Below are 10,243 nucleotides of genomic sequence, written 5' to 3' on the forward strand. Positions count from 1 at the left end.
CCCTGCTCCCCCACAGCCCAAAAGGCTCAGGTGGCGACGGTCCCTCCACCGACAGTCCGCCTGGCGTTGCTCCGTCAGGCGGACGTCCCGGAAGACACCGTCAGACTAACACCGCTCCAACAGACAAGGTGGCGCGTCGCCGGCTTCGGCGACGTGACGGAGGGGGTGGCCGCCCACAAGCAAGGGTCAAAGTCCCCCTCGCCCGGCCATGCGGCCGGGAGCTCCCCCAGAGGGGGAGCATCTTCGAAAGTTCGGTCGGCCGCGGGGCTAGCGGGCCAGCCAGCCGCCGTCGACCGGGACGATCGCCCCGTGCATGTAGTCGGCGGCGCTGGAGGCCAGGAACACGGCCGCCCCGCCCAGGTCTTCCGGCCGACCCCAGCGCCCGGCCGGGATGCGGGCCAGGATATCGCGGCTGCGGCCCTCGTCGGCGCGCAGGGCCTCGGTGTTGTTGGTGGCGAAATAGCCAGGCGCGATAGCATTCACGTTGATGCCCCTGGCCGCCCACTCGTTGGCCAGCAGCTTGGTGAGCCCGGCGATGCCGCTCTTGCTCGCGGTGTAGGAGGCCACCCGAATCCCGCCCTGGAAGGACAGCATCGAGGCGACATTGACGATCTTGCCGCCTCGCCCCTGTTCAACCATCCGCCGCCCGACCGCCTGGGTCAGGAAGAAGGTGGTCTTCAGGTTGACGTCCATCACCGCGTCCCAGTCGTCCTCGGTGAACTCCAGCGCGTCGTTGCGGCGGATGATGCCGGCGTTGTTGACCAGGATGTCGACCCCGCCCAGGTGCTCGACGGTCTCGGCCACGATGCGCTCGATCGGCTCCAGGCTCCCGAGATCGGCGGTGATGTCGTGGAAGCGCCGGCCCTTGGCCTCGACGGCGAAACGGGTGTCCACCGGCGGCGTTCGGCCCACCGCGGCGATGTCGGCGCCCGCGCCGGCCAGGGCCTCGGCTATGGCCTGGCCCAGGCCGGTGTTTGCCCCGGTGACGATGGCGGCCTTGCCGGAAAGATCGAACATTTGCAACGACATGAACCGCCTACTTCAACTGGCAAATGTCGAGGACGTGCATGTCGGTATAGTCGAGATTCTCCCCGCCCATGGCCCAGATGAATCCGTAGTTGGAAGTCCCTGCCCCCATGTGGATCGACCAGGGCGGGCTGATCACCGCCTCGTCGGCGCCGACCACGATATGGCGCATGGCCTCGGGCTCTCCCATGAAGTGGAAGACCTTATTGTCCCCCTCCAGGTCGAAGTAGAAATAGATTTCCGAACGCCGGTCATGCAGGTGCGGCGGCATGGTGTTCCAGACGCTGCCCGGCTTCAGGAAGGTCACCCCCAGCAGCAGCTGGGCGGTCTCGCAGACCCCGGGGATGAAGTACTGGAAGATGGTCCGCTCATTGGACTGCTCGGGCGTGCCACGCTCCAGGGGATTGGCCTGGGAGATGGCGATCTTGGTGATCGGGCAGGCCTTATGGGCCGGGGTCGAGGCCAGGTAGAACTTGGCGGGACAGGCCGGATCGGCGCTCTCGAAGACCACGTCCTTGGAGCCCATCGGCACATAGAGCCCGTCGCGCGGCGCCATGTCGAAAGCCTGGCCGTCGACGGTGATCTTGCCGGCCCCGCCAACATTGACCACGCCCAGCTCCCGGCGTTCGAGGAACGGGAGACCGGCGGCGCTGGCCGGCTCGGTCTGCTCGGGCAACCTCACGGCCTTGGAGACCGGGGCGGCCCCGCCGATCACGAAACGTTCGTTGTGGCTGTAGTTCAGGCTGACCGTGTCGGCCGCGAACAGGTCCTGGACCAGGTAGCGGTCGCGCAGGGCCTCGTTGTCGGCGCCCTTCATCATGTCCGGATGGGTGGCGTGGAAGGTCTTCTTGAACATGGTCGGGTCCTTGATCGGAGTCTAAAGGCGAGGGCTCGGTCCTTCTCCCCATGCGGGAGAAGGTGGCCCTGCGGAGCAGGGTCGGATGAGGGGTCTCTCGGAACTCGCCGGATAGACCTTGCAGAACGCATGGAGAGCGGAGCGCGACCCCTCATCCGTCGGGCCTTCGCCCGACACCTTCTCCCGCAAGGGGAGAAGGGCGCCTGCTCTAGTCCTGAGAGATTTCATGCGGCTATCGCCCTGACGGGCCGATCCAGCCTGTAGGCCCGCTTGGGAAGATTGTAGGCGAGGTCGACGGCCAGCTCGCGGGCCTCGTCCTCGTCCAGGCGATGCTCGGCCACCAGCCGGGCCAGGAAGCCGCAATCCACACGTCGGGCCACGTCATGGCGGGCCGGGATCGACAGGAAGGCGCGGGTGTCGTCGTTGAAGCCGACGGTGTTGTAGAAGCCCGCCGTCTCGGTGGTCTGCTCGCGGAACCGGCGCATGCCCTCCGGGCTGTCGTGGAACCACCAGGCCGGGCCCAGCTTCAGGATCGGATAGTGCCCCGCCAGCGGCGCGAGTTCGCGGGCATAGGCGGTCTCGTCCAGGGTGAAGAGGATCACCGAGAGGCCAGGCGCATTGCCGAACCGGTCCAGCAGCGGCTTCAGCGCCCGCACATAGTCGGTGGAAGTCGGGATATCGGCGCCCTTGTCGCGGCCGAAGCCCGCGAAGACGCCGGCGTTGTGGTTGCGGAACGAGCCCGGATGGATCTGCATGACCAGGCCGTCGTCCAGGCTCATGGCCGCCATCTCGGTCAGCATCTGGGCGCGGAACAGCTCGGCCTCGGCGGGACCAGCGCGGCCGGAAACCACCGTCTCGAACAGGGCCGTGGCCTCGGCCGGCGACAGGTCCGCGGTGGCGGCCGTCGGGTGACCATGGTCTGTGGAGGTGGCCCCGGCGTCCTTGAAGGCGGCGCGGCGGATGCGATGGGCCTCCAGATAGCCGCGCCAGGAATAGACGTCCTCGCCCGACAGCTCGGCGAGCCGCTCCATGGCCCGGCCGAACTGCTCATGCTCGACATCGATCACCGGGTCGGGACGATAGGCGGTGATCACCTGCCCGCCCCAGCCGGAGTCGCGGATCGCCAGGTGATGCTTGAGGCTGTCCGAAGGGCTCTCGGTGGTGGCCAGGGCCTCGATATTGAAGCGGTCGAACAGGGCGCGCGGCCGAAATTCCGGCATCGCCAGCTTCCCGTTGATGGTGTCGAAATAGAAGTCCGCCGTCTCGGGCTCGAGCCGCACCTCGAAGCCGAACACCTCGGAGAACACATGGCCCAGCCACATGGACGAGGGCGTGCCGCGGAACAGGTGCTGGTTGGCCGCGAAGATCCGCCAGGCGGCGCGCGGATCGGCGCTGCTCATCCCCGAACGGTCGGGCACGCCCAGGCTCTCCAGTGCGATCCCCTGCGAATAGAGCATCCGGTAAAGGTAGTGGTCAGGCGCCAGCAGCAGTTCGGTGGCGTTGGGGAAGGCCGCGTTCTGCGAGAACCAGACCGGATCGGTGTGGCCGTGCGGGCTGATGATCGGCAGGCCGCGGACCTCGGCGTAGAGCGCCCGCGCGATGGCGCGCGTCGCCGGCTCGACCGGCAACAGCCGGTCGTCGTTCAACTTCAGGGACTTGGCCATCAGCGGCCTCTTTTCGGCGTTTCCGGATCGCGAGCCTGACGCTCGATTGGCCCCAAGGTAACCGGTGTCATTGTTGGGGGCAATGAACTTTCGGCGCGGGCCTGTCCGACGACGGCCGGCCCCTACCCCACCTTGGCGCTGGAGGCGCGGACGATCAGTTCCGGCTGGATGTCCGGCTGGACCTTGGGTTTGTCGCGCATGGGATTGGGCACCAGCATCTCGCCGGCGATGCGGCCCATGTCGCGCAGGGGCAGGCGCACCGAGCTCATCGGCGGCCACAGCCGGCTGGCGATGGACGAGTCGTCGAAGCCCACCACCGAGACGTCTTCGGGGATGCGCAAACCGGCCTCGCGCGCGGCGGTGTATACCCCGGTGGCCATTTCGTCGTTGAGGCAGAACACGGCCGTCGGCCGGGCCTTCAGCGCCAGCAGCTCCTTCGCCGCGCCGACCCCGGACTCGTAGGTGTAGCCTCCGACCTTCACCAACGCGGGGTCCAGCGACAGGCCGCGTTCGGCCAGGCCGGCCTCGAAGCCCTTCCGCCTTTCCACCGACGATCGGAAGCTAGTGGGGCCGGAGATCAGCGCGATTCGGGTGTGGCCCAGGTCGGCCAGGTGGCGGGCGGCCTCGGCCGCGCCCTTGCCGTCGTGGCTGACCAGCATGCGGCCGGGTTCGTCCAGGGCGACCGAGCCGATGCGCACATAGCGAACGTCCAGCTCCTGCAGCAGGGCGGCCAGCCGCTCGTCCTCGGACACCGGCGAGGGCAGCACCACGCCGAACAGCTTCTGACGCTCGATGAACACCCGCATCTCGTCCAGCAGGCGCGGGCTGGTCCGGTCCACCGGCCGCACCACCAGCTCGAATCCAGAGCCGGCCATGGCGTCCAACAGGCCCTGCTGGTGGCTGACCGTGTGCTGGGGATTGGGGTTGTCGTAGATCAGCCCGACCAGGAACGAGCGGCGGAAGGCCAGGCCTCGGGCCTGGGGATCGGGGGCGTAGCCGGTCTCGCGAATGATCGTCTGGACGGCCTTGCGGGTGTCTTCCTTGACGAAGGGGCTCTCGTTGATGACGCGGGACACGGTCTTCTTGGAGACCCCGGCCATCCGCGCCACGTCATTGATGGTCGGGCGGCGGGAGGAGCCCTCCATGCCCGCCGGCCTCGGTTTCGTCCCTGCCTCGCGCGCCGCCACGGGTGTCTTCTTCCACAATGTACCTAGGGGATGTTCATAGCCTGCGCCCCGTCGCCGCAACAAGTGACGCTTGCGTAAGTCATGACACCGGTATCAATTTATAGCCCATGACCAACATCGCCACCATCCTTCGCATCGATCCCCGTGACGATCTCGCCACCGCCCTCGTCGGACTGGCCCAGGGCGATTCGGCAGGCGGCGTCACGGCGCGCGACCCGATCCCGGCCGGGCACAAGATGGCGTTGAACGCGGTGAGGGCCGGCGATCCGGTGCTGAAATACGGCTGGCCGATCGGCCGGGCCACCGTCGACATCGCCCCCGGCGACCACGTGCACAGCCACAATCTGGCCACCGCGCTCAGCGGACTGGAAGCCTACAGCTTCACCCCGAGCGCGCCGGAGGCCCTCCCCGGCGGCGACGCGACCTTCGAGGGCTATCGCCGGGCCGACGGCCGGGTAGGTACGCGAAACGAGATCTGGGTGCTCTGCACGGTCGGCTGCGTGGCGCGCACGGCTCAGAAGATCGCTGAGGCGGCCAATCGCCGGTTCGCCGGCCGGGTCGACGGGGTGGTGGCCCTCACCCATCCCTTCGGTTGTTCGCAGCTCGGCGACGACCTTTCGGCGACGCGGGGGATGATCGCGGCCCTGGCCCGCCATCCCAACGCCGGGGGCGTGCTGATCATCGGCTTGGGCTGCGAGAGCAACCAGCTCACCCCCCTGCTGGAGAGTCTGGACGGCGCCGATCCCGCGCGCCTGCGCGCCTTCGCCGCCCAGATGACCGACGACGAGATCGAGGCGGGCCTGGCCGCGGTGGAGGCCTTGGTCGAGATCGCCGAGCACGACAAGCGCGTCCCCTGCCCGGTCTCCGACCTGGTGATCGGCCTCAAGTGCGGCGGGTCGGACGGCTTTTCGGGCCTCACAGCCAACCCCCTGGTGGGCCGGGTGGCCGACGCGGTGACCGGGGCCGGCGGGACCGCCATCCTCACCGAGATCCCGGAAATCTTCGGCGCCGAGCGCCTGCTGATGGCCCGCGCCCGCGACGAGACGGTGTTCGACGCCGTGGTCGAGGTGGTCAACGACTTCAAGTCCTACTTCATCGCCCATGGCGAGCCGATCTCGGAGAACCCCTCCCCCGGCAATATCGAGGGCGGGGTCACCACCCTGGAGGAGAAATCCCTGGGCGCGGTGCAGAAAGCCGGGCGCGGGACGGTGACCCAGGTGCTGCGCTACGGGCAGCGGACCGACCGCGCCGGCGTGGTCCTGCTGGAAGCCCCCGGCAATGACGCGGTCTCCTCCACGGCGCTCACCGCCGCCGGCGCCACCGTGATCCTGTTCACCACCGGGCGCGGCACGCCTCTGGGCTTCCCCGCGCCGACCCTGAAGATCGCCACCAATTCGGGCCTGGCGCAGCGCAAGCCACGCTGGATCGACTTTGACGCCGGACGGATCGCCGCTGGCCAGAGCCTGGACCAGGCGACCGAAGGCCTCATGGCGCTCGTCCTGGCCACCGCCTCGGGCCGGACGACGCGCGCCGAGGAGAACGGCGAGCGGGAGATCGCGCTCTGGAAGCGCGGCGTCACGCTTTGAGCCCGCCGCGCCTGACCCCCGCTCGGCTGGACCTCGTCCGGCCGGGGATCGCCCTGCCCGCCTATGATCGGCAGGCCGCCCGGATCGGCGTCGTCCATTTCGGCCCGGGCGCCTTCCACCGCGCCCACCAGGCCTGGTATTTCGACGAGATGCTAGCCAAGCGGCCGGGCGTCGCCGTCAGCGCGGTCTCGCTGAAGAGCCCTGGCGTCCGCGAGGCGCTTGGTCCCCAGGACGGGCTCTACGTCCTGGCAGAGCGCGAGGCCCAGCCGACCTTCCGGGTGATCGGATCGATCCGCGAGGTGCTGACCGCCACCCAGGCTCCGGACGCCGTCTTCGCCCGCCTCGCCTCGCCCGAGGTCTGGCTGGTCACCGCCACGGTCACCGAGAAGGGCTACTGCCTGACCCCGGGCGGCGACCTGGACGAGACACATCCCGACATCGCCCACGACCTCGAGCGCCCGGACACGCCTGCCAGCTTCATCGGCTGGCTGGTCGAGGGCCTGGCGCGGCGCCGCGCGGCGGGCCTGCCGGCCTTCACGGTCCTGCCCTGCGACAATCTTTCGGACAATGGCGGGCGCCTGCGCCGCGCGGTCCTGCAGTTCACCAACGCCCGCGGCGACGCCGATCTCGCCGCCTGGATCGCGGGCGAGGTCGCCTTCCGTTCGACCATGGTCGATTCCATCACGCCCGCCACCGACGACGCCCTACGGACGGAAGTGGCCCAGGCCGTCGGCCTCATCGACGCCTGGCCAGTCCAGCGCGAGGGTTTCGTCCAATGGGTGATCGAGGCGGGCTCGGCCGCCGACGTCCTGGGGGAAGCCGGCGCGACCATCGCCCCCGATGTCGCGGCCTTCGAACGCGCCAAGCTGCGCCTGCTCAACGGCGCCCACTCGACCCTGGCCTATGCTGGCCTGCTTCAGGGCTTCGAGACAGTCTCAGAGGCCATGGCCAATCCCGAACTGGCGGCCTTCGTCGAAGCCATGATGCGCCAGGACATCGCGCCGACCCTCGATCTCGAGGCCGGAGACTACATCGCCGAGGTCCTGAGGCGGTTCCGCAACCCGGCCATCGTCCACAAGCTGAGCCAAATCGCCTGGGACGGCTCGCAGAAGCTGCCATTCCGCATCCTGGAGACCACCACCGAGGCCCTGGCCGCCGGGCGTCCCGTGGACCGGCTGGCCGTCCCGATCGCCGCCTGGATGCGGTTCGTGGAGCGGCGGACCCGCGAGGGCATGGCGATGGTCGATCCCCTGGCGGGCAAGCTGTCAAACCGGCGCGGCGTCGACGCCTTCCTCGAACTGGGCGAGGTGTTTCCACGGGCGCTGGCGGGGAACGCGGCGTGGCGGACGGCCGTCCAGATCGCCTACGACGCCCTGCCTGCCTAGGTGCCCTTGGCCTTGGCGCCTAAATCCAGCACCTCCGGCCGCTTCGGCGTCATGTCGTCCAGGTTCCAGTCGGTCTCCACGAAGGGCCGCCGGGTCTCCTGCGGATGCGGATAGCCCTGCAGCTCCTGCTCCGAATCGACGATCTCGCCGCGCCCTTCAGCGACGTCGGCCAGCAGCCGCACGTCGTCGGCGTCGCGGTCCCAGGGCCGGGCCCCGGCCTTGGCCAGGACCGACTGTTGGACGTCCACGGCCGCCATGGGCGTGAACCCCTGCGGCCAGAGCGGCGGCGTCTTCACCTGGATGATCCTGGCCGGGGCTGTGGTGTAGCGCCCGAACATCGGCAAGGGGACACCGAACCGGTCCACGGCAATATTGTCCTTGCCGTAGAACTGCACGTCCCCATAGCCGCCGAGCTGGAAGAACGGCAGGCCAGCCGGGGTATCCTGTCCGCCCCGCAGGACGTTGCCGACGGCAACCACCTGGCCGACCTGCCAGGCCGCCTCGCCCCACTCCGCGGCCATGAGGTTGTAGTGGATCGCCCGCTGGCCCGGATTGAAGATCAGGTTGTTGGCGATCACCCCGCGCACCCCGCCCTTGAACAGCGGATTGCGCTCGTAGTTGTGGGCGTAGAGGTTCCCGACGATCAGGATGTCGGTGACGTTGTCGTGGATCAGCGAGCCCTTTGAGTGCTCGATCTTGGCGTGGGTCGAATAGCCCAGGCTCTCGGCGATGATGTTGTTGGAGAAGGTGATGGCGCGGCTGGTGCCCGCCCGCCACTCGTCCGGCGTCTTGCCTACGAACCGGGGCCCGGAAGCCGAGAGATTCTCGTCCGTGCCCCAGGTCAGGCTGTTGTGGTCGATCACGATGTTGAACGACACGCCCTGGGTGGAGATCGAATCGAAATCCTTGCCGCCCTTCTTCGCCTGACCCGCCTCGCCGGGCCGCACGCGAAGGTGTTGGACCACGACGTCATGGGTGGCGATGTCGAGGCCGCCGCGGATCAGGGTCACCCCCGGCGAGGGCGCGGTCTGGCCGGCGATGGTCAGGAACGGCTCGCGGATAGTCAGCGTCTTCACGCCCAGGTCGATCACTCCGCCCACTTCGAAGACGATGATTCGCGGGCCCTTGGCCTCGGCCGCCGCCCGGAACGAGCCCGGACCGTCGGCCGCCAGGGTGGTGACCCGCAGGATCTGGCCGCCCCGGCCGCCCGGCGTGGCCGCAGCCCAGCCCAGCGCCTCGGGAAACGCCTTGGAGGGGGATGGGGCCGTCGCGCCCATGCATAGCGCCGCTATCGCGGCCAAGCCCAATGTCCTGATCATCGTCTCACTCCACGCCCGATGCGGTCATTGGCAAAATCGTGCCGATTTGGGCTTGATTTGAAAATGACACCGGTTTCCTTTAGAGACAACAGCGCCGTTCGAGGCGGAATTTTGGGAGGGTTTTTGCGCGTGAGCGTCCCAGCGGCGGATTCGGCCGAAGGCTATCCAGTGGCTTCCGTCGCCGAGCGGTTCGTCCGCGCGCGCCGGGCCGCGAGCGCCCTGCTCGAGTTTCCGGGCCCTCTGCCGACTGATCTGGCCACCGCCTACCGGGTGCAGGACGCGGCCCTCGACCTCTGGCCCGACGAGGTGGTCGGCTGGAAGGTGGGCCGGGTGCCGCCCGAGCACGAGCCGCGCCTGCGGGCCAACCGCATCTTCGGTCCGATCTTCGCCAAGGCGCTGTGGCACGTGAAGCCCGGCGAGGTGACGGAGTTTCCGGTGTTCGTGGGTGGGTTCGCCGCCGTGGAGGCCGAGTACGTCCTGCGACTGGCCCACGACGCCCCGGCCGACAAGCTCGCCTGGACGCCGGAGGAAGCCGCCGCGCTGATCGAAACCATGCACATCGGCATGGAGCCCGCCGGCAGCCCCTTGGCCAGCATCAACATCGTCGGGCCCACCGCGGTGGTCTCGGACTTCGGCAACAACGCTGGCCTGATGGTCGGCGCTCCCATCGAGAACTGGCGGGCCATTCCGTTGGAAATGCTTCGCTGCGAGACCATTATCGCCGGCGAGCGCGTGGGCGAGGGCGGCGCCTTCGTCCTGCCCGGCGGGCCGATCCAGTCCCTGCGGCTGCTGGCCGAGAACGTGGCCGCGCGCGGCCGGCCGCTGCGCAAAGGCATGTATGTCTGCACCGGCGCCGCCGCCGGCATACACGACATCGTGGCGGGCCAGGACGGCGCGGTTCGGTTCGCCGGCGTGGGCGAGATCGCCTGCCGCGCCTATCCGGCGACGGCGGCCGACACCTGACACCAAGGTCCCGCGTCGGGCGACAGCGCGGGACTTGAGCAGAACATGTCGCCGCGGGTCGAAACGTTTTAGGGGCGCAAGCCATGACCACCGTCGAAACCGCCGCCTTCGAAGAGGGCAAGATGACCCGCCGCCGGTGGGTGATCTGCGGCCTGCTCTTCACGGCCGTGGTCATCAACTATGTCGACCGCCAGATGCTGGGCGTGCTGAAGCCCTTCATGTCCGACGAGATGGGCTGGAGCGAGACCGACTACGCC

General features: G+C 68.8%; 8 protein-coding genes. 3 read left to right on the forward strand and 5 right to left on the reverse strand.

The window, feature by feature from the left end; genetic code table 11:
• Nucleotides 1-267 precede the first annotated feature (267 nt).
• The 4 genes from kduD to Q8Q88_RS24340 all read right to left on the reverse strand — a co-directional run bounded on the left by kduD (nucleotide 268) and on the right by Q8Q88_RS24340 (nucleotide 4,691).
• Nucleotides 268-1,029: a 2-dehydro-3-deoxy-D-gluconate 5-dehydrogenase KduD gene (kduD, locus tag Q8Q88_RS24325; protein WP_305677761.1), complete on the reverse strand. Its 762-nt coding sequence runs from the start codon at nucleotides 1,027-1,029 to the stop codon at nucleotides 268-270.
• A 7-nt stretch (nucleotides 1,030-1,036) separates the two neighbouring features.
• Entirely contained in the window at nucleotides 1,037-1,882 is an 846-nt protein-coding gene (gene kduI, locus Q8Q88_RS24330; RefSeq protein ID WP_305677762.1) for a 5-dehydro-4-deoxy-D-glucuronate isomerase, read from the reverse strand.
• Nucleotides 1,883-2,106: 224 nt separating this feature from the next.
• The gene (gene uxaC / locus Q8Q88_RS24335) at nucleotides 2,107-3,546 is read right to left on the reverse strand and encodes a glucuronate isomerase (protein WP_305677763.1); all 1,440 of its coding nucleotides are present in this window, start codon (nucleotides 3,544-3,546) and stop codon (nucleotides 2,107-2,109) included.
• A 122-nt stretch (nucleotides 3,547-3,668) separates the two neighbouring features.
• Nucleotides 3,669-4,691: a LacI family DNA-binding transcriptional regulator gene (locus tag Q8Q88_RS24340; protein WP_305677764.1), complete on the reverse strand. Its 1,023-nt coding sequence runs from the start codon at nucleotides 4,689-4,691 to the stop codon at nucleotides 3,669-3,671.
• 149 nt (nucleotides 4,692-4,840) lie between these two features.
• Here Q8Q88_RS24340 and Q8Q88_RS24345 point away from each other — a divergent pair, with 149 nt between their 5' ends.
• The gene (locus Q8Q88_RS24345) at nucleotides 4,841-6,319 is read left to right on the forward strand and encodes a UxaA family hydrolase (protein WP_305677765.1); all 1,479 of its coding nucleotides are present in this window, start codon (nucleotides 4,841-4,843) and stop codon (nucleotides 6,317-6,319) included.
• Entirely contained in the window at nucleotides 6,316-7,704 is a 1,389-nt protein-coding gene (locus Q8Q88_RS24350) for a mannitol dehydrogenase family protein (protein ID WP_305677766.1), read from the forward strand. The genes Q8Q88_RS24345 and Q8Q88_RS24350 overlap by 4 nt, the downstream gene beginning before the upstream one ends.
• Here the strand turns inward: Q8Q88_RS24350 and Q8Q88_RS24355 are convergent.
• On the reverse strand, nucleotides 7,701-9,023 hold the full coding sequence (locus Q8Q88_RS24355) for a polysaccharide lyase family 1 protein (RefSeq protein ID WP_305677767.1): 1,323 nt from the start codon (nucleotides 9,021-9,023) through the stop codon (nucleotides 7,701-7,703). The genes Q8Q88_RS24350 and Q8Q88_RS24355 overlap by 4 nt on opposite strands.
• A gap of 129 nt (nucleotides 9,024-9,152) precedes the next feature.
• On the opposite strand from Q8Q88_RS24355, the gene Q8Q88_RS24360 reads away from it, so the two are divergent.
• Nucleotides 9,153-9,986 carry a 2-keto-4-pentenoate hydratase gene (locus Q8Q88_RS24360; protein ID WP_305677768.1) on the forward strand — a complete coding sequence of 278 codons (834 nt, stop codon included), beginning with the start codon at nucleotides 9,153-9,155 and terminating at the stop codon, nucleotides 9,984-9,986.
• The last annotated feature ends 257 nt before the right edge of the window (nucleotides 9,987-10,243 follow it).

This window comes from Phenylobacterium sp., from assembly GCF_030697925.1.
In the GTDB taxonomy this organism is placed as follows: domain Bacteria; phylum Pseudomonadota; class Alphaproteobacteria; order Caulobacterales; family Caulobacteraceae; genus Phenylobacterium.

Excerpts from the sequence above, each read along its gene's own strand:
- Q8Q88_RS24345 (WP_305677765.1), top strand. The coding sequence starts at position 4,841 with ATGACCAACATCGCCACCATCCTTCGCATCGATCCCCGTGACGATCTC.
- Q8Q88_RS24355 (WP_305677767.1), bottom strand. The coding sequence starts at position 9,023 with ATGATCAGGACATTGGGCTTGGCCGCGATAGCGGCGCTATGCATGGGC.
- uxaC (WP_305677763.1), bottom strand. The coding sequence starts at position 3,546 with ATGGCCAAGTCCCTGAAGTTGAACGACGACCGGCTGTTGCCGGTCGAG.
- kduD (WP_305677761.1), bottom strand. The coding sequence starts at position 1,029 with ATGTCGTTGCAAATGTTCGATCTTTCCGGCAAGGCCGCCATCGTCACC.
- kduI (WP_305677762.1), bottom strand. The coding sequence starts at position 1,882 with ATGTTCAAGAAGACCTTCCACGCCACCCATCCGGACATGATGAAGGGC.
- Q8Q88_RS24340 (WP_305677764.1), bottom strand. The coding sequence starts at position 4,691 with ATGGAGGGCTCCTCCCGCCGCCCGACCATCAATGACGTGGCGCGGATG.